General features: G+C 29.5%; 21 protein-coding genes. 14 read left to right on the forward strand and 7 right to left on the reverse strand.

Annotated elements, in window-relative coordinates:
• Nucleotides 1-73 precede the first annotated feature (73 nt).
• Genes JJC01_04695 through JJC01_04705 form a run of 3 tightly spaced genes read left to right on the forward strand, consistent with a single transcriptional unit; the run spans nt 74 to nt 2,467 of the window.
• The gene (locus JJC01_04695; protein UDN59162.1) at nt 74-1,384 is read left to right on the forward strand and encodes a 6-phospho-beta-glucosidase; all 1,311 of its coding nucleotides are present in this window, start codon (nt 74-76) and stop codon (nt 1,382-1,384) included.
• Between the two features lie 22 nt (nt 1,385-1,406).
• Entirely contained in the window at nt 1,407-2,138 is a 732-nt protein-coding gene (gene chbG / locus JJC01_04700; GenBank protein ID UDN59163.1) for a chitin disaccharide deacetylase, read from the forward strand.
• A gap of 11 nt (nt 2,139-2,149) precedes the next feature.
• Entirely contained in the window at nt 2,150-2,467 is a 318-nt protein-coding gene (locus tag JJC01_04705; GenBank protein ID UDN59164.1) for a PTS lactose/cellobiose transporter subunit IIA, read from the forward strand.
• A gap of 122 nt (nt 2,468-2,589) precedes the next feature.
• On the opposite strand, the gene JJC01_04710 is transcribed toward JJC01_04705, so the two are convergent.
• Nucleotides 2,590-3,054 carry a hypothetical protein gene (locus tag JJC01_04710; protein ID UDN59165.1) on the reverse strand — a complete coding sequence of 155 codons (465 nt, stop codon included), beginning with the start codon at nt 3,052-3,054 and terminating at the stop codon, nt 2,590-2,592.
• A 280-nt stretch (nt 3,055-3,334) separates the two neighbouring features.
• Here JJC01_04710 and JJC01_04715 point away from each other — a divergent pair, with 280 nt between their 5' ends.
• From JJC01_04715 to JJC01_04735, 5 genes are all read left to right on the forward strand, one after another.
• Nucleotides 3,335-4,273, forward strand: coding sequence for an ABC transporter substrate-binding protein (locus tag JJC01_04715; protein ID UDN59166.1), 939 nt, complete (start codon nt 3,335-3,337; stop codon nt 4,271-4,273).
• Nucleotides 4,274-4,402: 129 nt separating this feature from the next.
• Nucleotides 4,403-5,416: an iron ABC transporter permease gene (locus JJC01_04720; protein UDN59167.1), complete on the forward strand. Its 1,014-nt coding sequence runs from the start codon at nt 4,403-4,405 to the stop codon at nt 5,414-5,416.
• Between the two features lie 5 nt (nt 5,417-5,421).
• Nucleotides 5,422-6,444, forward strand: a complete 1,023-nt coding sequence (locus JJC01_04725; protein UDN59168.1) for an iron ABC transporter permease — start codon at nt 5,422-5,424, stop codon at nt 6,442-6,444.
• Nucleotides 6,445-6,458: 14 nt separating this feature from the next.
• Entirely contained in the window at nt 6,459-7,241 is a 783-nt protein-coding gene (locus JJC01_04730) for an ABC transporter ATP-binding protein (protein UDN59169.1), read from the forward strand.
• 11 nt (nt 7,242-7,252) lie between these two features.
• Nucleotides 7,253-8,593 (forward strand): MATE family efflux transporter, encoded by a 1,341-nt coding sequence (locus JJC01_04735; GenBank protein ID UDN59170.1) that lies wholly within the window; start codon nt 7,253-7,255, stop codon nt 8,591-8,593.
• 62 nt (nt 8,594-8,655) lie between these two features.
• On the opposite strand, the gene JJC01_04740 is transcribed toward JJC01_04735, so the two are convergent.
• The 6 genes from JJC01_04740 to JJC01_04765 all read right to left on the reverse strand — a co-directional run bounded on the left by JJC01_04740 (nt 8,656) and on the right by JJC01_04765 (nt 17,314).
• Nucleotides 8,656-10,938 carry an EAL domain-containing protein gene (locus tag JJC01_04740; protein UDN59171.1) on the reverse strand — a complete coding sequence of 761 codons (2,283 nt, stop codon included), beginning with the start codon at nt 10,936-10,938 and terminating at the stop codon, nt 8,656-8,658.
• A 355-nt stretch (nt 10,939-11,293) separates the two neighbouring features.
• The gene (locus JJC01_04745; GenBank protein ID UDN59172.1) at nt 11,294-12,457 is read right to left on the reverse strand and encodes a UxaA family hydrolase; all 1,164 of its coding nucleotides are present in this window, start codon (nt 12,455-12,457) and stop codon (nt 11,294-11,296) included.
• 12 nt (nt 12,458-12,469) lie between these two features.
• Nucleotides 12,470-12,745: a UxaA family hydrolase gene (locus JJC01_04750; GenBank protein ID UDN59173.1), complete on the reverse strand. Its 276-nt coding sequence runs from the start codon at nt 12,743-12,745 to the stop codon at nt 12,470-12,472.
• A 20-nt stretch (nt 12,746-12,765) separates the two neighbouring features.
• Nucleotides 12,766-13,740 carry a 2-keto-3-deoxygluconate permease gene (locus tag JJC01_04755; GenBank protein UDN59174.1) on the reverse strand — a complete coding sequence of 325 codons (975 nt, stop codon included), beginning with the start codon at nt 13,738-13,740 and terminating at the stop codon, nt 12,766-12,768.
• 267 nt (nt 13,741-14,007) lie between these two features.
• Nucleotides 14,008-15,921 carry a sigma 54-interacting transcriptional regulator gene (locus tag JJC01_04760; protein UDN59175.1) on the reverse strand — a complete coding sequence of 638 codons (1,914 nt, stop codon included), beginning with the start codon at nt 15,919-15,921 and terminating at the stop codon, nt 14,008-14,010.
• 178 nt (nt 15,922-16,099) lie between these two features.
• On the reverse strand, nt 16,100-17,314 hold the full coding sequence (locus JJC01_04765; protein UDN59176.1) for an FAD-binding oxidoreductase: 1,215 nt from the start codon (nt 17,312-17,314) through the stop codon (nt 16,100-16,102).
• A gap of 231 nt (nt 17,315-17,545) precedes the next feature.
• On the opposite strand from JJC01_04765, the gene JJC01_04770 reads away from it, so the two are divergent.
• The 6 genes from JJC01_04770 (at nt 17,546) to JJC01_04795 (ending at nt 25,595) form a co-directional block, all read left to right on the forward strand.
• Nucleotides 17,546-18,928, forward strand: a complete 1,383-nt coding sequence (locus JJC01_04770) for a TldD/PmbA family protein (GenBank protein ID UDN59177.1) — start codon at nt 17,546-17,548, stop codon at nt 18,926-18,928.
• A gap of 11 nt (nt 18,929-18,939) precedes the next feature.
• Nucleotides 18,940-20,289 (forward strand): TldD/PmbA family protein, encoded by a 1,350-nt coding sequence (locus JJC01_04775; GenBank protein UDN59178.1) that lies wholly within the window; start codon nt 18,940-18,942, stop codon nt 20,287-20,289.
• A gap of 179 nt (nt 20,290-20,468) precedes the next feature.
• Nucleotides 20,469-21,002, forward strand: a complete 534-nt coding sequence (locus JJC01_04780; protein UDN59179.1) for a manganese catalase family protein — start codon at nt 20,469-20,471, stop codon at nt 21,000-21,002.
• Between the two features lie 83 nt (nt 21,003-21,085).
• Nucleotides 21,086-21,895, forward strand: coding sequence for an alpha/beta hydrolase (locus tag JJC01_04785; GenBank protein ID UDN59180.1), 810 nt, complete (start codon nt 21,086-21,088; stop codon nt 21,893-21,895).
• Nucleotides 21,896-22,092: 197 nt separating this feature from the next.
• On the forward strand, nt 22,093-24,138 hold the full coding sequence (locus JJC01_04790; GenBank protein UDN59181.1) for a sigma 54-interacting transcriptional regulator: 2,046 nt from the start codon (nt 22,093-22,095) through the stop codon (nt 24,136-24,138).
• A gap of 257 nt (nt 24,139-24,395) precedes the next feature.
• Nucleotides 24,396-25,595, forward strand: a complete 1,200-nt coding sequence (locus JJC01_04795; GenBank protein ID UDN59182.1) for a membrane dipeptidase — start codon at nt 24,396-24,398, stop codon at nt 25,593-25,595.
• Nucleotides 25,596-25,602: the final 7 nt, after the last annotated feature.

The raw sequence follows: 25,602 nt of genomic DNA on the forward strand, positions 1-25,602 counted from the left end.
TAATTTTATTCGGAAATAAATAGATAAAGTTTTGTAATATATACTAAATTATAAGTAAGGATGGTATAATGAGATGAAAAATGGGCTAAAAATAGTTACAATTGGAGGAGGTTCAAGTTATACTCCTGAACTTGTAGAAGGTTTTATAAATAGATATAAGGAGCTACCTGTAAAGGAGTTATGGCTTGTAGATATAGAAGATGGAAAAGAAAAACTAGAGATAGTAGGAAATCTAGCTAAAAGAATGGTAAAAAAAGCTGGAGTAGATATGAAAATAAATCTTACTTTAGATAGAAGAGAAGCTTTAAAAGACGCAGATTTTGTAACAACACAACTCAGAGTAGGTCTTTTAGATGCAAGAATTAAAGATGAAACTATTCCTTTATCTCATGGAGTTATGGGACAGGAAACTAATGGCGCAGGTGGGTTGTTTAAAGCTCTTCGTACAATACCAGTTATATTTGATATAATAAAAGATGTGGAAGAATTATGTCCAAATGCATGGATGGTGAACTTTACAAATCCAACAGGAATAATAACAGAAGCTGTATTCAAATACACTAACTTTAAAAAATATATAGGTCTATGCAATGTACCAATTCATTTAAAAAATGATGTAGCTAAACTATTCAATGTAGAAAGTGATAGAATAAGTATGGATTTTGCAGGTCTTAATCATATGGTTTATGGTCTTAATGTAGCTTTAGACGGAGAAGATGTTACAAAAGAAGCAATAGATAAATTTGTTAAAGCAGATATAAGCATGCAAAATATAAAGGCAATTGATTTTAATGCTGATTTTATAAAATCTTTAGGTGCTATACCTTGCCCATATCATAGATATTATTATAAAACTAAAGAAATGCTTGAAGATGAGTTAATAGAATTTAAAGAGGGAAAAGCTAGAGGTCAAGTGGTTAAAGAATTAGAAGAACAATTATTTGAACTATATAAAGATGAAAAGCTAGATATAAAACCACCTCAACTTGAAAAAAGAGGAGGAGCTTATTATAGTGATGCTGCTTGTAATCTAATAAGTTCTATCTACAATGATAAAAAAGACATCCAAGTAGTTAATACATTAAATAATGGGGCTATAAGAGACTTTAAAGATGAGCAGGCGGTAGAAGTAAGTAGTGTAATAACAAAAAATGGACCAAGACCATTAAGTATAGGCTATTTACCAGATTCTGTACATGGGTTAGTAAGTCAAATTAAGTCATTTGAAGTTTTAGCAGCCAAAGCAGCTGTATATGGAGATTATGAATCTGCTTTATTGGCACTTTGTATAAATCCATTGATTCCATCGGATGATTTGGCAAAAACTATATTAGATGAAATGTTAGAAGCTCATAAAGATTATCTTCCTAGATTTAATAGATAGTTTATAGAAAGTAGGTTATGGTATGACTAAAATTATAATAAATGCAGATGACTTTGGATATTGCGAAGCTGTGAATTATGGTATAATATCAGCTCATAATAATGGAATAGTTAAGTCCACATCTATGATGGCAAATATGCCTGGTGTAGAACATGGAGTAAAGCTACTTAAAGAAAATAGAGATTTAAATTGTGGAGTTCATATGACTTTAAGTTGTGGTAGACCATTATTGTCTAACTTAAAAACTATTGTTGATAAAGAAGGTTTTTTTATTAGAAGAATTACAGACGAAATTATTAAAAAAATGGATTATGATGAGATTTATGAAGAACTTTGTGCTCAAATAGAGAGAGTAAAAGAACTTGGAATAGACATATCTCATTTAGATAGTCATCATCATATTCATACTTTAGTAAATTTAAAACCAGTAATAGAGAAAATTGTAAATAAGTATAATCTTCCAATAAGAGGAGGGTTTGAATACGATTTAGAGTATTCAAAAATAGTTCCATTAATAGATAGCTTTTATAAAGAAAATGTGAGTGAAGAGTATTTTACAAAAAATATAGAAGAAATAATGAAGTATGATGTAGTGGATATTATGTCTCACCCAGCTTTTTTAGACGATTATATTTTAAATTCTACATCTTATGCAATTGATAGAACAAAAGAGCATAAAATACTTACATCTAAAAAAGTCAAAGAGTTTTTGAGAGAAAATGGATTAGTCATATCAAGCTATAGAGATATTTAGGAGGTATACAGATGGATGAGAAGATGATAGAAATATCTTTTGGAATAATTGGATTTGCAGGCGATGCAAAAGGTCTAGCTTTTGAAGCTATAAAAGAAGCAAAGAACGGAAATATAGATGAAGCTAGAGAGTGTATTGAAAAGTCAAAAGAGTCAATTCATAAAGCACATAAGTTCCAAACAGAGTTAATACAAAATGAAGCTAGTGGTAATAAAACTGAAATGAGTGTTATATTAGTTCATGCACAAGACCATTTAATGACATCTATGAACTTTCAACAACTAGCAGAAGAATTTGTAGATTTGTATGAAAGATTGGAAAGCAAGTAGTCTAATTTAACTATTATGAAAGAGTGTTTTTAATAATTTCTATAATTATTAAAAACACTCTTTTTTATTAAAATATGTTAAAAAGTTATAACTTAGCAATTTATTATTCTTTTATTAATGTTCTAAAATTTAGATTTCTCGTAATTGTAAGGTATACTAGTACCTACAACTACATCTTCAATTTTTTCAATAATAAGCCAATCATCCATATTTCCTTGATGGTCGAAATCAAGAGGTGTTATTTCTTGAACATTTTCAAATTCAACTAAGCATAAGCATTTTTTATGCCAACGAACTTTTTGCTTATCAGATAAATTTAGTTTTGGTTGATTTTCATCTAGAACTTTACAAATTTCGTCTTCTGTTAATTTAATATAGTTGTCTACTTTTTTAACAGTAGCTTTTGCAGAAATTCTTGAAGTTCCTTTTTCCATAAAATAAAGTAACTCTCCTTGAAATACTCTGCTATGTGGTATTTTTCTACCAGCAGCACCTCTAATTACCATTGTCTTCGTTCCAGCTAAAATTTTATCTAATACCTTTTCTCCTTTTTTACCTGCATTATCACAATATACTAAATGTACCACGCTTTAAATCCTCCTTACTAAATTACTATTCTGTATCTTGCATTTTATCATTGTTTAACTGAAAAGTCATTCTATTTATTATATTTACATAAAGAACAGATATAAAATTTATTGTTCAATGAAAGAAAACCTTATCTATAGTATATTTAATTAAGATTAATTAGGAATTTTTATCCTTTTGCAAAATAATATTGACTAAAACTAGAAAAATGCTATAATAAATATGTGCTTATGATAATCAATATCATGTAAGTATAATAAACAAGTAGGAGAAATAATCATGAAAAAAATAAAATCATTAGCAATATTTATATCTATTATAACTACGTTAGTACTTGTTACGGCATGTTCAGATAGTAACACAGATAATAAAGAAAAATCAGATACAAGAGTTGTACAATCTGTTAAGGGAGAGGTGAAGATACCATCAAATCCTAAAAAAATAGTTGATATATCAGGAAGTAGTGAGGAATTGTTAATAGCTGGTCATAAACCTATTGCAACGGCAAATGTAGACTCATATGAAACTGATAAATTGCCAAGTTACATAAGAGAAGAACTTAAAGATGTAAAGATAGTAGGTCACTCTATGATGGATACTATGGATATGGAAGCTATATTAGAAGCAAATCCAGATTTAATAATAATGAGTCAAAGACAAGAAAAAATCTATGACCAATTAAAAGAAATAGCTCCTGTAGTCATGATGAAAGATTATGCAAATGACTGGAGAAGTAAGTTAACTGATGTTTCAAAAATATTTGATAAAGAAGAGAAAGCTAAGGATTGGTTACAAAAGTATGATGAAAAAGCTACAAAACTAGGTAAAGAAGTTGTAGAAAAAAATGGAGAAAAAACTTATTTACCAGTATTAGCAAGTTCGGGACAATTTATGGTGTTTAGTGATGGAGGAATTGGAACTTTAATTAATGATGATATGAAATTAGCTAGACCTAAAAATATGCCAAAGCAAGATGGAATAACATTGCCAATGGTAAGTATGGAGGGTCTTACAGATATAGATGCAGACCATATAATTGTGATAGCTACAGAATCAGATAAAAAAGATTTAGAAAATAGTGCTATATGGGCTCAAATGAGAGCAGTAAAAGATGGAAATGTAACAATACTTGATGCAGCTCCATTTTTCAGCCAATCATATAATCCAATTGGAAAAGAGTTGTTATTAGAATCAGTTAAAAATGAATTAACAAAGTAATTCTTAACTTATTAGGTGTGAGATAATGATGTTCATTTTTCACACCTATTTTTAATAAGTTTAAAATCATAAAATACTTAATAAATATATTACTGCACTGGAATTAAAAGGGAAAAGGAGGTAGGATAATTGACTACACTTAGTAAAAAAAATCTGACTTATTCGTTGATATTAATAAGTATAGTTGCACTTGTATTTGGAATTGTATTATCCATAACTATTGGGGCTAAAGATATGAATCTATCGACTGTTATAAGTAGTTTAATAAATATGGAAGATGGAATAAATATGAGAATAGTGAAGGATGTTAGACTTCCAAGGGCAATAGCAGCAGCACTTGTTGGAGGATTTTTAGCAGTTTCAGGTGCTATAATGCAAGGAATAACAAGAAATCCTATAGCTGAACCTTCTGTTATAGGAATTACACAGGGAGCTACATTTGCTATTGCAATATCATTAGTACTTCAACAAAAATTTCCTAAACTTATACATGGGAACTTTAGTGTAATGATATTTGCATTTATTGGAGCAAGTATAAGTGGTTTATTTATATATTTTGTAAGTTCAAAATCAAGAGGAAGAGTTAATAATGTAAAATTAGCTCTTGCAGGGGTAGCTCTTGGTACATTGTTAATTTCTTTGGCCTCTGCAATATCTATGTACTTTAATCTATCTCAGCAATTAAGTTTTTGGATATCAGGAGGACTTGTAGGCGTAACGTGGGAAGGTATAAAGCTATTATTTATAGTTGGAGGTATTGGATTTATCCTATCTATGATTATGGCACCAAGAATAACTATCTTAAGTCTTGGAGAAGAAGTGGCAATAGGGTTAGGGCAAAAAACTGACATTGTTAGATTTATATGTATAGTATTAGTAATATTAATGACTGGAGCATCTGTTTCAGTATCAGGTAATATTATTTTTATAGGTCTTATAGTTCCTCAGATAGCTAAAGGAATAGTAGGCTCAGATTATAAGTATATAATACCAAGTTCTTTGGTTCTAGGAGCTGTGCTACTTGTATATACGGATATATTAAGTAGAATGATAAATCCTCCATATGAGACTCCAGTGGGCTCTATAACAGCTCTTATAGGAGTTCCAATATTTATATATCTTGTTAGAAAGGGGAATAAATAGGTGCTATGAAAAATATTATAAAAACAAATTCTAAAACTTTACTTGTTATTTCAATTTTAATGGTACTTATTTTTGTTGCTTTTCTAGTTAGTTTAAATTTAGGTTCATTTTCTATAGAACCAATGGATGTCATAAAGACTTTTATAGGACAAGGTCAACGTAATCATGAAATTGCAATATTTAAACTGAGATTGCCAAGGATAATAATAGCTTTATTGGTTGGTTCAGCATTATCAACAGCAGGTGTAATACTTCAAGGAGTTACAAAGAATGATTTGGCTGACTCTGGAATTTTGGGTATAAATTCAGGAGCAGCATTATTTGTAGTAGTTTATATATATCTTATGAATGGTAATGTTTATGAAGGTATGAGTAATCTCACTGTATTTACAATGCCAGTTGTTGCACTTGTAGGAGCTTTGTTTGGAGCATTTTTGATATATTCTCTTGCATGGAAAGGTGGAATAAATTCATCAAGGTTACTACTGATTGGTATAGGTGTAAATATAGCTTTTACTTCAATTTTGACGATATTTCAATTGAAATTTACAACACAAGAATTTAATAGAGTTATGGTATGGACATCAGGTAGCATTTGGGGAACTAGTTGGAAATATGTAATAGCTGTACTTCCATTTATAGTGATTTTTATGGGAATAACTATGTATAAGGCTAAGTATATTGATGTCTTGAACTTAGGTGATGAAGTGTCTACAAGTCTTGGTGTAGATGTGGAGAAGCAAAGAAGAAGACTCATAATATATGCAGTAATTTTATCTGGTGTATCAACATCAGTAGCAGGTAGTATTTCGTTTTTAGGTTTAATAGCACCACACATAGGAAGAAAGATAATAGGTCCGAGACATAAAAGACTAATACCAGTATCAGCGCTGATAGGTACATTATTACTTTTAGTGGCAGACACTATATCTAGAAATCTTCTTGCTCCTATAGAAATACCAGTAGGTATAGTTGTATCCATAATAGGAGTACCATACTTTATTTATTTAATGTTGTCAAATGATTAGGAAAGGGTGTTATTATGAATTGTATAAATACTAAAAATCTAAATGTATCATATGGAAATACCGATATTATAAAAGATTTAAATTTAAATATACCAAAAGGAAAAATAACTACTATAATAGGGGCTAATGGTTGTGGAAAGTCTACAATACTTAAAACAATAGGGAGAATTATTAGCCCTAAAAATGGAAGTATATATATAAATGGAGAAGATATATATAAGAAAAAATCTAAGGAGATAGCAAAGAGTATGGCTGTACTTCCACAAAGCCCTCAAGCTCCTAGCGGGCTTACTGTTTCAGAGCTAATTTCATATGGAAGATTCCCTCATAAAAGTGGATTTGGAAATTCTAGTAGAGAAGACAGAGATATTGTAAATTGGAGCTTAGAAGTTACTGGAATTTCAGAATTTAAGGATAGAAATATGGAAGATTTGTCAGGCGGACAAAGACAAAGAGCATGGATAGCTATGGCTTTGGCACAAGAGACTGATATACTTTTGTTAGATGAGCCTACAACATATTTAGATTTAGCTCATCAATTAGAAATACTAAAATTATTAGAGGAATTAAACAAAAAACAAGGAAGAACTATTGTCATGGTAATACATGAACTTAATAACGCAGCAAGATTTGCTGACCACATGATAGGTATTAAGAAAGGTAAGATAGTTTGTCAAGGTAATGCATACGATGTTATGACAAAAGACAATCTGAAGGAGTTGTTTAATATCGATGCAGAAATAGCTACAGACCCAAGGACAAATAAACCAATTTGTATAACTTATGACATGGTATAAATGGTGACAACATGGAAAATCAAGAAGCATTAAGACATGAAAAAATATGGATTTTATTATTTAGATACTCAATACCTGCAATAATAGCTATGATGGTAACATCGCTTTACAATGTAGTAGATAGAGCCTTTATTGGTTCTATGGAAGGAGTTGGGTCTATAGCTATTGCAGGACTTGGTGTAACTATGCCAGTGTTTACACTGATAATAGCTTTTGGAATGTTAGTATCAGTAGGTGCTAGTACAAGCTTGTCTATAAAGCTAGGAGAAAGAAATAAAAAAGAAGCGGAAAAAATATTGGGTAATGCCCTTACACTATCTATAATTATTTCTATAATTATAACTGTATTAGGATTAGTTTTTTTAGAAGACATACTTTTTCTTTTGGGAGCAAGCAAAGATTCAATATCTTATGCAAAAGACTATATGAGTGTTATATTGGTTGGAACTCCATTTAATCTAATTGCATTTTCTTTAAATAATGCAATTAGAGCAGAGGGAAATCCTAAGTTAGCAGCTAGAACAATGATAGTAGGTTGTATACTAAATTTGATATTAGACCCAATATTCATATTTGTGTTTAACTTAGGTATAAAAGGAGCAGCTATAGCAACTGTACTCTGTCAAGTAGTGGTGTTTACTTGGGTAGCACATTATTTTATAAGAGGAAAATCTAATTTAAAATTAAAAAAATACAATTTAAAATTAGATACAAATATAATAAAAAAAATATTTGCAATAGGTATGACACCATTTGCAATGGAAGTAGCTATAAGTATAACTCATGTATTTACTAATAACTCTCTAAAGGCTTATGGTGGAGATTTAGCTATTGGAGCTATGACAGCTCTTACATCTATTTTATTGATGTTTATGATGCCAGTATTTGGTCTAAATCAAGGTATGCAAACTATAATATCATATAATTATGGAGCAAAGCAATTTGAACGTGCAAAGAAAACCTTAATATTGTCTATCATAGTATCTATAGTTATATTATCTTTTGGATTTTTAGTAGTGCAGGTATACCCTGAAGTATTTGTTGGCATATTCAATAAAGATTCAAATCTAATGGAAATAGCTGTAAGAGGTATAAATATAAATTTAATCACCTTACCTATAATGGGGATTTCTATTGTTGGGCCTGTGTATTTTCAATGTGTGAGTAAAGTTAAACATTCTATGTTTTTGACTCTTTTGAGACAGTTTATCTTATTTATACCATTAATTATTGTACTTCCAATTCGATTTAATTTAGATGGAGTTTGGTTAGCACAGCCAATTGCAGATTTTATTGCTATGATAATTGTATTATTGTTCTTAAGACGAGAATTTAAGATGAATCAAGCATAAGATGTTGAAAAATAAAAAGTCCTGTCTCAAAATGATTAAAATCATTTTATAGAGACAGGATATTATTTTACAGCATCGTTTGTATTGACTTCATCTAGTGTTTTTCCAAAAGTCATTTTTTCAAATATTTCTTGAGGAATAGGTTTAGAAAAAACATATCCTTGTATCATATCACAATTAATTTTCTTTAGATATTCCATCTGTAAGATTGTTTCAACACCCTCTGATACACTATTCATATTTAATTTTTTTGCTAGCTCAACTACAGATTCTATTACATAATTTTCAGATACATTATCTGCGTTGGGAGAACTAAAAAATGCTCGGTCAAGTTTTAGAGTATCAACTTTTATTTCTTTTAGCATGTTAAGTGAAGAATATCCACTTCCAAAATCATCTAGTGAACATTGAAAACCTTCCTCATGGATTTGGTCTATTACATTGAGTAACATTTGTAAGTTATCAAAGATGAGTGTCTCAGTTAATTCGATTTCCAAAAGTTTAGCAGGGACATCGTATTTATCACGAATTGTTTTGTATTTTTCTAAAAAATCTTTATTATTTAAATGAGCACGTGAAAAATTAACTGAAATAGGTATTGGAGTTTCCCCATTATCTATCCATTTTCGTATCATGGCACACGATTTTTCAAACACATAATGGTCAAGTTTGATGATGAAGCCATTTTTTTCAAAAAAAGGAATAAAATCATTTGGTGGAATAAGACCTCTATCTGGGTCTTGCCATCGCACTAATGCTTCTGCACCTACAATATTATTGTTTTTAAGGTTTACTTTAGGTTGGAGATAGACTACAAATTCATTATTATCTAATGCTTCTTCCATTCTATTTTCCATTTCTTTTTCTTTAAGCATTCTCAAACGTTCTAAATCACTATAAAATACACATGTGTAAAGTGGATGAGTTACAGTATTTCCTTTAATGTTTTTTCGTGCTACATTTGCACGGTCTTGAATTGATACTAGTGGTATATTTGGGTCATCAATTTTATAGACACCTATAGAAAGAGCTATAAAATATTTACATTCTTTATCTTTGTTAAAACTGTTAATATCATTTGTAATATTTTCTATGTACTTAAGAATTTCTTTTTGTGAAATAGTTTTAATAAGAATATTAAACTGGTCATTAGAAACTCTACAAAGTAATTCTTCTCGTTCCAAATAATTAGCAATTACATCATGTATATATTTTAATGTTTTATCTCCAGCATTACTACCAAAAGAATCATTAATAAGTTTGAATTTATTAATATTTATAGATACTAATGAATAGGTTCCTGCTGAAGTTGATTCTATGATTGCTTTAGCTTCCATATCAAAACGTGCCTTACTATAGCCTTTAGTTACAGGGTCTACATAGGCGATTTTTATAAGTTGCTCTCTATTTTTGCGATTTATAAATATAATCAACATGATAAGTAATAAAAATAATATAATAATTAAAATGTTGATAAAGACTGCTTTTTTTAGAAGTAAATCAAACTGTGCATTTGCTACCTTTACTGGAACAATTGAAAGTAGATATAGGTTTTCCTCTTCCAGAGGAACATAGTGCATAGCTTTATAAATACCATCATCCAATGTAAAGTACATAGAACCTTTTTTGTTCTCTTTTAAATTTGTCTTCATTTCTCTAAGAGTATCTTTACCAGTATAGCTTCCATGTTTTTTAATTGTGTCAAAAAAGTTTACAACATTTTTTGGTGCGTTTTTGTTGTCTGAACTTACAATGAAATTTCCATTTTTGTCAATGATTTGAGAAAATCCTTCACCCCCAAAACTCTCCACGCTTAGTAACGTTCTCATAGTATCAAGAGTATTCCAAGCAGTAATAGCTCCAGTTATTTTATCATCTTTATAAAGTGGTACAGAATATAAAATTCCATATATACCAGATTGAGATTTGATTGGAGTAATTGTCTCTTCACCTTGAAGAGCTTTTCTATAAAAATACTGCCCTCTAACATTACCTGTACTTTCATCAGTGCCTATAAAATTCCCACTAGAATCAGCAACACCTAACCAATCAAACTTCAGTAATTTTGATTTTTTAGATAAATATTCAGTGACATTTTTATTGTTATCACTAAACTGAAAGTAAGTATCTCCTATAGAGTATAATATTTTAAATATACTTTTACATTTTTCATTAATTGTAGTGGAGACACTCTCTGAGATTTCTGTAAGATACCGCTCTGTTTCACGATGAGTTACTTTACGCAGTGTCATAACAAAAGAAACACAAACTAAGGACACAATTATAAGGAGTGTTAGTAATAAGGTAATTATTATTTTTTTATTTTGTACGCTTTTAGTATACATTTTTTATGTTCCATCCTCCATCCTTTATTGGCTTACAAAGAAGACTCCTCTCAGACATATTATACCAAATATTTCTATCTGTGAAGGTACTAAATTTTATCTTTACGTCTATTCTTATGTAAATTATTTTAAAAAGTAGAGAAGCTATTCTTATAATTTATACTAGAATTTAATTAAATAATATTGTTATGAATTAGAATATTTTATAAATAAAAAAAGAACTGTTTTCAAAATTATTTTAACTATTTTGATACAGTCCTTTTTGAGGTTGAAAAAACATTTATAAAAGATTTTTAATTTATAGTATATGTATAAATATTGAATTCATAAAACAATACCTTATATTTATTACAAACTAGAAAGTAGATGCAATTCTGTAAATACCAAATTCTCTATGGCCAAGGCTTTCAGCTTTAGTGTGTTTACCATTACATACTTCCACTATTTCATCGAATATTTCCTTACCTATATCTTTAATTTTAGCGCCCTCTGTTATAATTCTACCTGCATTTATATCGATATTATCTATCATTTTATTGTATGTATCACTGTTTCCAGTAATTTTAATAACTGGCGAAATTGGGCTTCCTGTTGGAGTACCTCTACCAGTTGAGAAGATTACAATCTGTGCACCACCTGCCACCATACCAGTGATAGAATCTATATCTTGACCTGGAGTATCCATAAAATATAAACCTTTTTTATCTGAAGGTAAAATCTCAGCATATTCAAGAGCACCCTTGAATGGTTTGTTCCCTGCTTTATACATACAGCCAAGTGATTTTTCTTCAATTGTTGATAATCCACCAGCTTTATTACCTGGAGTAGGTTGACCACTACGTAAATCTTCTCCCATAGTAATTGCTCTTTTTTCTACATCATTTACAAATTTAAGAAATTTTTCTTTCATGTTTTCATCTTCAAAGCGAGTAGCCAATAAATGTTCTGCACCAATTACTTCTGTAGTCTCACTTAATATACTACTGCCACCCTCATCTATAAGAAGATTTGATGCAATTCCTATTGAAGGGTTTGATGCAATTCCACTTGTTGGGTCAGAGCCACCACATTCAAGTGCCAATGTAATTTCGCTCATATCAAATTCAACTCTTACTTCTTTTGATATTTCACGAGCCATCTGACTTGCTATTTCAGCACCTTTAGCTATTGCTTTTAGTGTTCCACCACATTCTTGTATAACAACATAGTCGACTTTTTTTCCTGTTGTAGATATTTCAGATGCTAAATCTTTTGCTTGAATACCATCACATCCAAGTCCAACTACTAAAACAGCAGCTACATTAGGGTTTTTACCAAATCCTATCAATGTTTTTTCTGTAAGCTCTATATCAGAGCCAATTTGACAACATCCATGTTGGTGTGGGATAGCTATTGCTCCAGGAACAAGTGCTGCAACTCTTGTAGCTGTCTCACTTGAACAGACAGATGTTGGAATAACTAAAATATGATTACGAATACCATATTGTCCATTTTCTCTTAAATAACCCATTAATTTCATTTTTATTACCTCCTATTTTTTATCTCCGCGACCACGCGTACTTTCAATATTATGTACATGAACATAGTCACCAGTTTTTATGTCAACTGTTGCAATTCCTATAATCTCTCCATATTTATAAACAACATCACCTTTTTTCACATCTTCTGTAGCCATTTTATGAAAAACAGGAATATTATCATTTACTATATAAGATTTTCCATCAATTGAAACTTTTTCACCTTTAACTAAAGGTCTAACACATGTAACTAGATTGTCTTTTTCATTTGCATGAATAATTGCATTCATATTTTTACCTCCTAAAAATATTAGTTTACTTCTATGTTTTTATTTGTTTTAAAAATAGCTTTTTTTCTTTTTTCTCTTTTATCCAAATAGGAGACGAGCATTGGACAGCATATTGCTGTAACAATGATAGCTGCAGCAACTTGTACTGTTGAAACAGCCGCAATTGTAGCAAGTGTAGGGTCAATAGCGGCTAAAGCTTCAGGAGTACCAGCCGCATTACCTGCTGTCGTACCAGTAGCTGCACCTACTGCTGGATGTTCTGCACGTATAAGTTTCATTACAAAATATCCACCCATACCTGTTATTAGAGTTACAGCAAGACCTAGTATAACTCCAGGGAATCCAGCAGTTATAATTTGGTTAAAGTTTAATGCAGCTCCTAAAGGAAAAGCAAAGAAAGGTATTAACAATGTTGTACCAGGTGCAAGAAATTCTCGTATATCTTCATCGAGATTACCAAGTATAAATCCAAGTAATATTGGTATGAGTGCTGCAAATAAAGCTACTATAGGCACATTTGCAAGTCCAGTTACTCCAAAGGCAAGCATCGTAAAAAATGGACCATCATTTAGAGATAAGATAGATATCGCACCAACATCTGTAGAATCTCCATATTCACCAGCAAGAGCAGCAAAGAGACCTCCATTTGAATTAGTCATAGTAGCAACTATAGCAAGAGGTGTAATACCAATTATGCCTTTAGGCCCAATGAATTTACTAACAATAATACCTAGTACTGCACCAATTACAAATTTTGTTGCCGTGAGTACTATGCCCTTAGTCAAAGGTTTGCCTGCTTGTCTTATGTTGATTTGAGCGCCATTACATAGACAAAATAGAGCAAGTATACTCATTGCACCAGTTTTAAATAAGGAAGTTGTAAATCCTCCAATTTCAAGAGCATGTGGACATACTGTATTAAATAGTGCTCCCAATAGCAGGGGACAGACCATAAGTCCTCCTGGTATCTTTTTCACCGATTTTAAGATATGCATCTAGTATCACTCCTTTTAATTTTTATATAAGTATTTAAAAGCAATTACTATGCCAATATAGGTGTTATATAGTTTTTATTTTTATAAGTATTTTTAATATTCGTATAAAATACTGTAGATTGCTTAGATTAAAAAAATTATATGGAAAAATGTAGCGAAAAAAATAATCTATTTATTATGTAGTAGAATTTTAAATAGAAATAAAGAAACGTTTTATGTATTAAAATTAAACATAAAACGTTTCGATATATTATATATGTATTATTTTTAAACATCACTTTCAATTTCTTTTAACTTTCTCCATAGGGTGGAGCGAGTGATTTTTAGTATTTCACAAGTTTTTGTAGTGTTTCTATTATTTTCATTATAGACTTTATAGATATATTTCTTTTCTAGTGTTTTTAAGTCTAAGTTATTACATTTAAAATCAGCCTTATCTGTATCATTTATAGTATTTGCATATTCACTATTGTATTTTTCTGATAAAATTGAATCAAATGATTCTATAATAACAGCTCTCTCGATTATTCCTTCTAATTCTCTTATATTTCCTTCATATTCTTTTTCAAGAAGAGCTTGTCTGATATTTGGAGTGATAATTAAAGGTATCTTATTGTATTTAGCTGAATATTTTTTTATGAAAAATTCTGATAATTTTATGATGTCTTCTTTTCTCTCCTTGAGTGAAGGAAGATACAATGTTAATATATTTATTCTAAAGTAAAGGTCTCGTCTAAATAAACCGTCACGCATCATATCTTTTAAGTCTTTATTTGAAGCACAAATTATTTTTACATCTATGGGAATAACTTTATCACCACCAATTCTCATAACTTGCTTTTCTTGCAAGACTCTTAATAATCTTCCTTGAAGTTCAATTGGAATTTCACTTATTTCATCGAGAAAGATTGTTCCTTCATGTGCCAATTCAAATACACCTGTTTTTCCTTTTTTTCTTGCTCCTGTGAATGAGCCCTCCTCATATCCAAAGAACTCACTTTCTATTAAAGATGGAGGTATTGCAGCACAGTTTACAGCAACAAAAGGAGCATTTTTACGTTTGCTATAATTATGAATACTTTGACAAAATAACTCTTTACCAACACCAGATTCCCCTGTAATAATCATTGGAGTATCATAGCAAGCATATTTTTTTGCAACTTCTATACAGTCTTTTGTTTTTTCACTTGCATAGATTATATCATCAAATGTGTATTTAGCAGATAGACCTTTGTTTAATAGACTTCTTCTTATTGTATGTTCAAATGAACTTATTTCCTTACTGTCTTGAAATGTAGAAACTGCTCCTTGAATTTGACCATCAACGATAATTGGAACTCTATTTGTAATGATTTTTGTACTTCCTATATTCTGTATTTCACCAATTTGTGGTTCCATGGTTTCAACTACTTGAGGTAAAACTGTGTTTGGAATAACATCTATAACATTATGATAAAGTGCATTTTCTTTTTTTATACCAAATATTTTTTCAGCACTCTTATTAAATAATGTGATTTTAAAATTTTTATCAACTGTTATTATTCCATCATGTACAAAATCTGTCATAGCTTCTATCTGTAATCTTCTTTTTTGCTCATCTTTAGTTGCGTCGAGTATTTGTTCAGCTTGTTGAATGGCTCTAAGTATGTTTTCTTCTCTAGATTCAATTAATATTCCCTTACAATTAAGTCTTTCAACAATATGTGCAACAGTAGTATCACCTATATATGTATTGATGCCTTTTTTTCTATATTTTTCTATAGCATCATAAATTTCTTCTTCCTTTTCAATTTCAATCATCGTTATTTTCTTATTCAATATTTCTTCTATAATATCAAAGCCATATATAACATTATTAAATCCAATTATCCCAAATGGTTCATTTGAATTTTTAACTTCCTTATAGCTTTCTATAATATCATAAGCATCTACTTTAATCTCAACTATAGGTATGTTATATGTTTCTTTTAACATATTGTAAGTTCCACCTCTACTTATGATAATTCTAGTACCATGGTTAATACTTTTTTCGGCGAGTGGTATTCCTTCTTTTAAATTACCAAATACAACATCAATGTTTGTATACTTATATTTTTTTACTATGTGAATCGATTTTTCATAGGTTCCTTTAGTAGGAGCAATAACAAGTATTTCTTTCATAATAATTCCTCCATATTTCATCAAATAAACTTAAAGATTATTATCATAACTAAATTTTATCAGTGATATTTTAATATTTTACTTTATATTTAATTCTAAATAAAGTATTTTTAAATAAATTATTATAAAAGACTGCCTAAAAATAAGATTTTAGAATTCTAAAGTTTTTTTAGTACAGTCTTTTAATATATAATAACATCTATTTGTCGAATCTATTTACCTTAAATAATCTCATATTTTTATCTTCTTCTCCAAGGTATAGCTTACTAAGCATTATACCTCCTAATATTGCAAAAAGTATTCCATTAGCTCCATAGCCTAAACAGTACCATAAGTTATGATTTTTGTTATCAGGTCCAATAAAACCTAAGTTATCTAAAGTAGAAGCAAAGCAACCACAATACTTGTATTCAATTTGTATATCTTTTATATCCTTAAACATGCCCTTTAGCCTTTGTTCTAAAATATCATATTTTTTATTTGCTAAAGCCTCATCTTCTATATCACTAAAGTCTACATCTTCGCCACCTATAATCAATCTATTATCTTTAGTGGTTCTTAGATAATTATATGGGTCACAATTGTCTCTAATCAGAATATTGTCTTTCCAAGAATCAATATCTTTAAGTGGTTTTGTAGCTATATTAAAGGTATTAGATTTAGTTGCAAAATTTCTATTTGTAAATAAACTTGTATTATATCCTGTAGCCACAATTAGTTTTTTGCCATAAACTTTATAACCATAAGACACTTCAGCTGTTACTTTATCATTTGAAAAGTCTATTTTTTTTACTTCTGTATTTTCATATACTTCAAGACCTTTTTTTAGACTTACATCAATGAGATGCTGACTATATTTATATGGGTCTAGCTCTCGTCCACCATTTTTTGCTATCAATCCTGACTTTAAATCAAAACCAAAAGGATTTGTAGATTCATCAATATACTCAACATCAAATCCATTTTCTTTTCTTAAATCATATTCTTCTTTTATAGCTTTTATTTCAAGTTTATTGGCAGTGTAAAGTAAAGTATCTCTTTTTGCATAATCACACTTATTTCCATGCAATTCTATAAATTTATCTAACTCTTCAAGTGCTGATACACAAAGATTATAAGCTTTTAAGGCATCAGTTAGAGTCATTACTTCTGTCAAATCTATCAAATTGTCATCCAATTCATACTGTAAAAGTGATGTGGTTACACTAGTACTTCCATGCGCAATCCTTCCTTTTTCAAGGATAACTGATTTTATATTATTTTTAGCTAAATAGTATGCACAAATACATCCTGTTACGCCACCTCCAACGATTATAACATCTGTATCAATATCATCAGTAAGGTATGGAAATTGTCTTGGAATTTTATTTATACTGGTAAAAATAGGTTTACCTTTTACATATTCTTGATTCATATATTTCACTCCTAAAATTTATTATGTATGAGTGTATTATTTTCTATAGTAAATAATATTATACATTTTAATTTCTTATATAAATGGGTATGTATAAATAAAAATGTGATAACATTTTAGTGTAAAACATATGTATAATATATTCATAAGCAATTTGGTATATAATGATGATTAACAAGTAAAAAAGATTGAATAAAAGTTAAATAAAAATTTAAAATAGGAGGTAAATTTATGCTTTCAAAAGATATTGCTTCAAAGGTATTAGAAAAGTGTCTAGTTACTGGAGGAGATTTTGCTGAGATTTTTGAAGAAGACACTATAAATAATTCTATTGGCTTAATAGATAATAAAGTAGAAAATGCAATAGGTGGAAGAACCTATGGTATAGGAATAAGAATATTTAAAGGGTTAAAGAGTATATATGCTTATACAAGTGACAATTCATTAAATAGTTTGTTGGATGTAGCGTATAAAGCTGCTGTTGCATTAGGTAAATTGGAAGATGGAAAAAGTGTAATATTAAATGACAGTATTAAAATAAATAACATACATAATATAAAAATTTATCCAAATTCAATAGGTAATAGAGATAAAGTAAATGTTATGAAGGTTGCATATAAGAGTGCAAAAGAATTTAGTAGTGATATATCTCAAGTAAGTGTTAGCTATTCAGATAAAGACCAAAAAATATTAATTGCAAACACTGAAGGTATATATGTTGAAGATAGAAGAATAAGAACCAGACTGGGAATAAGTTCAATTGCATCTAAAGGTAATGAAAATCAAACTGGATTTGAAGGACCTGGAGGTTGTAAAGGATTTGAAATATTTGAAGATATAGACCCAGAATACTATGCAAAAGAATCAGCTAGAGTAGCACATACTATGTTGCATGCTAAAAATTGTCCAGCAGGTAATATGATGGTAGCAATAGATAATGGCTTTGGTGGAGTAATATTTCATGAAGCTTGTGGACATTCTTTAGAAGCTACATCAGTTGCAAAGGGAAACTCCGTATTTGCAGATAAATTAGGTCAGCAAATTGCATCTACGAAGATTACAGCTATAGATGATGGTACAATACCAAATTACTGGGGCTCTATGAATATAGATGATGAGGGAAATCCAGCTCAAAAAAATATACTGATTGAAAATGGGATTTTGAAGTCTTATATGATAGACAAACTTAATGGTAGACGAATGGGAATGAATCCTACAGGAAGTTCTCGTAGACAGAATTATAAATTTGCTCCTACTTCGAGAATGACTAATACTTATATTGCTGCTGGAGAAGATAAACCAGAAGATATTATAAAGTCAATACCAGATGGACTTTATGCTAAAAAAATGGGTGGTGGGTCTGTAAATCCTGTAACAGGAGAGTTTAATTTTGCAGTTTCAGAAGGTTACTTGATAAAAAATGGAGAAATACAAGAGCCAGTTAGAGGTGCTAGTTTAATTGGAAAAGGTAGTGATGTACTTATGAATATAGATATGGTTGGTGATAACTTAAAACAAGCTCAGGGTATGTGTGGTTCATCATCAGGAAGTATACCAACTAATGTAGGTCAGCCTATGATAAGGGTAAAAGAAATTACTGTAGGTGGAAGATAGGAGGGATAATTATGGAACTTAAAAGTTTTAAGGATATATTATTTAAAAAAGCTCTAAGTGAAGGATTTGAAGAGTGTGAAGTGTATTATTCCACAGGGGAAAATTTAAGTATAAATATATATGAAGGAGAAGTTGAGAAATACAATCTTGATAAGTCTTTTGGTTTATCTTTTAGAGGTAAGGTAAATGGAAAGGTAGGTTATTCTTATACAGAAATTTTAGATGATAAAGCTGTTGATATGTTGATAAAAAATGTAAAAGATGGGGTAAGAGCTATCGAAAATGAAGATGTACAATTTATATATGAAGGCGATAAGCACTATAATGATGTAAAGACTTATTCTAAAGAGTTAGAAAATTTAGAAGCAGATAAGTTGATTGATTTAGCTCTAGAAATGGAAAGAGAGACTAAAGCTTATTCAGATAAGGTAGTAAATTTATCTAGATGCACTATATCTTATTCTGTATCAAGTAATGGTATATATAATACTAAAGGTCTCGATTTAAGTAATAAAACTAATATGCTTATAGGGTTTGTAGTTCCTATCATAGAAGACAATGGACAAAAGTATGATGGAGTGGGATATAATATAGCAAATTCTATTGAAGAAATAAAGCCTTGTGAGATAGCAAAGCTTGGAGTTGAAAATGCTTTATCTAAAATAGGTGGAAAGAGTATACCATCAGGCAAATATAAAACTATATTGTTTAATGAAGCAATGGTATCTTTACTTAGTACATTTTCTGGAATATTTAATGCTGATTCAGCCCAAAAAGGATTATCTTTGTTGAAAGATAGAGAGGGAGATATGATAGCATCTCCTATAGTTACAATAGTTGATGACCCACTTTTAGAAAATGGTATGGCATCTACTCCTTTCGATGATGAGGGAGTAGCTACATTTAAAAAAGAAGTTGTTTCAAATGGAAAGCTTATAACTTTACTTCATAACTTAAAGACAGCCAATAAGGCAAATATAAAGACTACAGGAAATGGAATAAAATCTTCATATTCATCACCTATAAGCATATATCCCACTAATTTTTATATAGAGAAAGGAGATAAATCTCTAGATGAAATTATGAAGGATATAGGTGAAGGATTGATGGTTACTAGTTTTGCAGGTCTTCATTCAGGGGCAAATTCAGTAACAGGAGATTTTTCTTTAGCAGCTAAAGGTTTTTATATTAAAGATGGTAAAAAAGCATTTCCAGTAGAGCAAATTACAGTAGCTGGTAATTACTTCGATTTATTAAAAGATATTGAAGTTATAGGAGACGATTTAGAATTTCCAATGAGTAGTATAGGTTCACCTTCAGTTGTTATTAAAGAGTTATCAGTAGCAGGAAAAGATGAATAGATACAGAAAATAATTGCACAAATATAAAGGTAAATATAAATCCATGTTAATTTTTATTAGCATGGATTTTTTATTAATTTAAGTTATTTATTAAACCCTAACTATCCTAATAAAGTTATATGTCAAAGCTTTGATGAATACAATTAATATCATATGCTAATTTTAAAGGAGGATGTATTATGAGTGATGCACATTACGATATGCACAAGAGAAAGGGCTACTCAAGTGATGAGCCGTATCCAGAAATAAAAGTTTTAGGGCCGAATAAGTATTATGCAGAGCTATTAATGGATGATTATTCTGGTGTAGCGAGTGAATTTACAAGTGTAACCCAGTACTTATACCATGACTTTGATTTAGATGAAAATTATAGAGAACTGAGTGAAATGTGGATAAATATATCTATAACAGAAATGTTACATATGGAGATATTAGCAAAGACTATAAGATTATTGGGTGGAAATCCTATATATAGAGGTTCGACAAGTTCTTGTGGTGCATATTGGAATGGTGGTTTTGTATTTTATGGAGATTCTATTTGTAGTAGATTAAAATCGGATTTACATTTAGAGTATGTGGCTATTGAGAATTATTACAAGGATATAAGTATTATTGAAGACCCTTATATAAAAGCTATATTAAATAGAATAATTTTAGATGAAAAGGTCCATGTAGGTTTGTTTAAAAAAGCAATAGAAAAGTATTGCAGATAAACTCGAAAGTTTATTTATTCATCATTTTATTCATATATATAAAATGACTATCATACATTTTCTTGAAGGGAGTTGCTATTGATATGTATTATGTATATGTAAATGATATAAATATAGCAGTTTATGATTTAAATCCGAGTGCTAAAAAAACAGTACTTTTTATACATGGCTGGCCATTAGGACATAAGATATTTGAATATCAAACAAATATATTACCAAAACTCGGATATAGAACCGTTTCAATTGATTTAAGAGGGTTTGGTAAGTCTGCTGCAACATCAGGAGGGTATAATTATAGCCAATTAGCAGATGATATTTATAAGGTGGTACATGCCATTGGATTAAGAGATTTTACCCTTGTTGGTTTTTCAATGGGAGGAGCAATTGTACTTAGATATATGAGTCTGTTTCATGGCTATGGAGTATCAAAATTAGCATTACTTGCTGCTGCTGCACCATCGTTTGTACAAAGACCTCCAGAGTTTCCATATGGTATGACACGTGAGGATGTTAATAAACTGATAGCTCAGGCATGTACTGATAGACCAGAAATGGTAAGTAATTTTGGAGAAAAAGTATTTGCATCGAATCCATCAGAAAGCTTTAGAAGGTGGTTTAACGACATTGGTTTTAGTGCATCAGGTATTGGAACTATTGGAACAGCTGTATCTTTAAGAGATGAAAAATTGTTTAATGATTTAAAATGTGTAAGAGTGCCTACTGGTATATTTCATGGGAAATTAGACCAAGTATGCCCATATGAATTTGCAGTTTTTATGAATGAAAAAATAGAGGATTCAACTTTATATACTTTTGAGTATAGCGGTCATGCAATATTCTATGATGAACTTAAACTATTTAATCAAGAATTTTTGCAGTTTTTAGAGGAATAGAAATATCTTATTAATAATTAAAAATATGGTGATATTATATAAAATGGTATAGATTAAAATCTATACCATTTTATTTTTGAGTAGAAAATATTACCAAATGGTATAAAATATGATTTTTAAGATTTAAAATTTTTTTAAAAAGTGCTACAATAGACCAAATTATTAGTTTCTATATTAACTAAACAGGAGGTGATGGTATGAAAAAACATAATATTTTATTTGTATCAACTGATGACAAAATAAATATAGATATCTCAAAACAATTAGAAAATATATTTGGAGAATTTTGTAATATAGATAATTTAGTCTATATGGATAGCATAAATATTGAACTATTAAAGTATGAACTTATAGTGTGTTCAGATAATGAGATAAAAGAGCATATACACAATAATATCGATAAAAATATACCTATTGTAATAGTACATCGTACAATAAATATTGAAAATATAAACCAGATAATAAGTATAGAAAATGATTCTGAAGTTATGGTTATAGATGATTATAAAGAGTCAGCAGATGAAACAGCCAAGATAATTAGAAAATTAGGATTAATTCATATTAATTTAATACCATATTATCCAGGATGTGATAAGTCTAAATGTGAGATTGGAATTATTACAGGAAGTAGAAATAGAGTACCACAGAACTTAAAGCAAATAATAGATATAGGTGCTAAAATAATAGATATAAATACAGTTATAGAAATCTTTACAAAACTTAATATATCTATAGATAAATTACATATTATCAAAGAAAAATATAATGAAGACACAGTAAGTGGATATAGATACTATACAACTATGAATAAAACTATGAAGAGTTTTTTGGAGATTATCGATGAAGGGATTGCTTCTATTGATAAATTAGGGAAGTTTATATATTGCAATAAAGTATTTTCTAATCTAGTTGGAGTAGACCAAAATCAGATTATATCTAATAATTTTATGGATTTATTTAGTGATAAAATTATCAAAAAAATATTTTTTCAAGAGGATGAAGTCAGTGATGAAGTAGTAAGCCTAAATAACAAAAAACTCATAATTAATAAAGTAAATGTGTATGAAAATAATGAGCGAATAAAAAGTATTATAAGCATTAAAGATATAAGTGCAATTCAGATGCTTGAGGATAAGATTCAAAATAAATTTCATACAAAGGGATTTGTATCAAAGTACACATTTGAGAATGTTGTAGGTGAGACTAAAATAATAAAAGAAAAAATTAATATCGCAAGAAAGATAGCATCTACAGATTTTTCTGTGTTGATACTTGGAGAAAATGGAACAGGAAAGGAAATATTTGCTCAGGCAATACATAATGAATCTCTAAGAAAAGACAAGCCATTTGTTGCAGTTAATCTATCTTCTTTGTCAGATACACTTATTGAAAGTGAGCTTTTTGGCTATGAAGAAGGAAGTTTCACAGGTGCGATAAAAGGCGGAAAAATAGGGATATTTGAAAGAGCGCATACAGGAACAATTTTTTTAGATGAGATAGGTGATATATCTCTAGAGGTACAGCAAAGATTGTTGAGAGTCTTACAAGAAAAAGAAGTTATGAGAATGGGTGGAAGTAAAATTATACCAGTAGATGTTAGGATTATAGCTGCTACAAATAAGGATTTAAAGAAAAAAATTAAAGAAGGTTCTTTTAGGGAAGATTTGTATTATAGGATTAATGTATTACATATAGAAATACCAAGGCTTAGAGAGCGTAAGGAAGATATACCTCTTATAAGTAAGTATTTTTTGGATGAAATAAATAGTAATAAATGTTTTACAGAAAAATCAATGCAAGTATTAAAATTGTATGAGTGGCCAGGTAATGTAAGGGAGCTTAAGAATTTGATTTATTATATTGACACTATAGTGGAGGAAGATAGAGTAGACTATGAGCATTTGCCGGAACAATTTAAATTTGAAAATAACAATACTTTAGTTAATGAAAACTTTGATTCAATTATATTGGATTTCAAACAATCAAATTTCTTTAATGAAAGTATTTGTATATTGATGAGTATAGAAACTTGGAATAATAAAAATATATCATTAGGAAGAAATAAATTACAAGAAATCTTAAAAGAAAAAAGTATGACATTAAGTGTAGACCAAATTAGAAAAAGAATAGATAAATTAAAAAATCATGGATTGCTGTCATCTGGAGTAAAAAAACAAGGGAGTTTTATAACTGATGAAGGAAAGAATTTTATATCATATATAAAATTTAAGGGGGAAATATAGGGGTATATAAATGTAAAATCCCCTAAAAACTCCCTATAATAATCTTAAATAATTAAAATTATTTTAAATATTGAGATAATTTTAAAAATATTAAATTAAAAATAAAAAATATTATTTCTAATAAACAGTAGTAAATCATCACTTTACTACTGTTTTTATTTTTGAAAGATTTAGTATGCAATTAAAATTTATATTTTGGCATATCAATTGCTACATAGTGAAAATATAAAAAACTGTAGAATTTGGAGGATATTGTTATGAAGTCAGCTTATAAAGGCTATGAAGCTTATAGTTATTTAGAAAAGGGAAAAGATATCTCATCTATTGAGATGTGTAAAGGAGATAAGAGAGTAAAAGAATACCTTATCGAGTTAGATGATATTCAAGAAGCTAAGGTTAAAAATATAGTGGATGACAAAATATTTATATCACTACATGAACATCCAGTTTTATTTCCAGAACACTTAGAAAGAGATATATTTGAATACAATAGAGAGGGTAAACAAAGATGTGCTTATGAAGCATTATCAAGAGGATATTACGATGCTATATTTGATAATTTAATGGATGGTGTATGTACAATAACATCAAGCTCAGGATGGAAGTGGGATGATATATTAATAGATTTAGGTATGAGATTATGTGACTTAGCACACCAAGATTTTGTTATAAAGTGTGAAAAAGTAGAAGATATATACAGAGCAAAAAAAGAAGGAAAAGTGGCCTTGATACCTACTTTAGAAGGAGCTGCACCAATAGAAAATGAACTTGATAGAATAGATATTTTGTATGGATTTGGCATAAGGTTAATGGGTATAACATATAGTGAATCTAATGCATTGGGTTCAGGATTGAAAGAAGAAAAAGATGGTGGACTTACGAATTTTGGTAGAAAAGCTGTTGAAAGAATGAATAAGATTGGAATGGCAATAGATTGCTCTCATGTTGGAGTTCAAACGACACTTGATGTTATAGAACACAGTAAGGACCCAATAATATTGAGTCATGTTGGGGCAAGAAGTCTGTGGAACACAAAGAGATTAACGCCAGATGAAGTACTAATAGCATGTGCGAAAAAGGGTGGGGTTATAGGTGTAGAAGCAGCACCACATACTACAATAACTGAAAAAAACAAAGAACATTCAATAGAGTCATTTATGGAACATTTTGAGTATATTAAAAATCTAGTAGGGATAGACCATGTGGCTTTTGGACCAGATACAGTATACGGTGACCATGTTAAATTACATTCAGTGTTAGCTGCTAAATTTGATATTAAAAAAATAACTGGGACAAAGGAGCATCCTAAAGTAGAGTATGTAAAAGGTCTTGAAAATCCAACTGAAACTTCAAAAAATATTGTCAGATATTTAGTAAAACATGGATATAGTGATGAGGAAATAGAAAAGGTGTTGGGTGGAAACATACTTAGAGTATTGAATAAGGTTTGGAAATAAGGCTTAA

The sequence above is a fragment of the Clostridioides sp. ES-S-0010-02 genome, assembly GCA_020641055.1.
Lineage (GTDB): Bacteria > Bacillota > Clostridia > Peptostreptococcales > Peptostreptococcaceae > Clostridioides.

Bases quoted from the DNA above. Each gene is read 5' to 3' on its own strand.
- JJC01_04695 (UDN59162.1), top strand. From the start codon at position 74: ATGAAAAATGGGCTAAAAATAGTTACAATTGGAGGAGGTTCAAGTTAT.
- chbG (UDN59163.1), top strand. From the start codon at position 1,407: ATGACTAAAATTATAATAAATGCAGATGACTTTGGATATTGCGAAGCT.
- JJC01_04705 (UDN59164.1), top strand. From the start codon at position 2,150: ATGGATGAGAAGATGATAGAAATATCTTTTGGAATAATTGGATTTGCA.
- JJC01_04715 (UDN59166.1), top strand. From the start codon at position 3,335: ATGAAAAAAATAAAATCATTAGCAATATTTATATCTATTATAACTACG.
- JJC01_04725 (UDN59168.1), top strand. From the start codon at position 5,422: ATGAAAAATATTATAAAAACAAATTCTAAAACTTTACTTGTTATTTCA.
- JJC01_04730 (UDN59169.1), top strand. From the start codon at position 6,459: ATGAATTGTATAAATACTAAAAATCTAAATGTATCATATGGAAATACC.
- JJC01_04735 (UDN59170.1), top strand. From the start codon at position 7,253: ATGGAAAATCAAGAAGCATTAAGACATGAAAAAATATGGATTTTATTA.
- JJC01_04740 (UDN59171.1), bottom strand. From the start codon at position 10,938: ATGTATACTAAAAGCGTACAAAATAAAAAAATAATAATTACCTTATTA.
- JJC01_04745 (UDN59172.1), bottom strand. From the start codon at position 12,457: ATGAAATTAATGGGTTATTTAAGAGAAAATGGACAATATGGTATTCGT.
- JJC01_04750 (UDN59173.1), bottom strand. From the start codon at position 12,745: ATGAATGCAATTATTCATGCAAATGAAAAAGACAATCTAGTTACATGT.
- JJC01_04755 (UDN59174.1), bottom strand. From the start codon at position 13,740: ATGCATATCTTAAAATCGGTGAAAAAGATACCAGGAGGACTTATGGTC.
- JJC01_04760 (UDN59175.1), bottom strand. From the start codon at position 15,921: ATGAAATATGGAGGAATTATTATGAAAGAAATACTTGTTATTGCTCCT.
- JJC01_04765 (UDN59176.1), bottom strand. From the start codon at position 17,314: ATGAATCAAGAATATGTAAAAGGTAAACCTATTTTTACCAGTATAAAT.
- JJC01_04770 (UDN59177.1), top strand. From the start codon at position 17,546: ATGCTTTCAAAAGATATTGCTTCAAAGGTATTAGAAAAGTGTCTAGTT.
- JJC01_04775 (UDN59178.1), top strand. From the start codon at position 18,940: ATGGAACTTAAAAGTTTTAAGGATATATTATTTAAAAAAGCTCTAAGT.
- JJC01_04780 (UDN59179.1), top strand. From the start codon at position 20,469: ATGAGTGATGCACATTACGATATGCACAAGAGAAAGGGCTACTCAAGT.
- JJC01_04785 (UDN59180.1), top strand. From the start codon at position 21,086: ATGTATTATGTATATGTAAATGATATAAATATAGCAGTTTATGATTTA.
- JJC01_04790 (UDN59181.1), top strand. From the start codon at position 22,093: ATGAAAAAACATAATATTTTATTTGTATCAACTGATGACAAAATAAAT.
- JJC01_04795 (UDN59182.1), top strand. From the start codon at position 24,396: ATGAAGTCAGCTTATAAAGGCTATGAAGCTTATAGTTATTTAGAAAAG.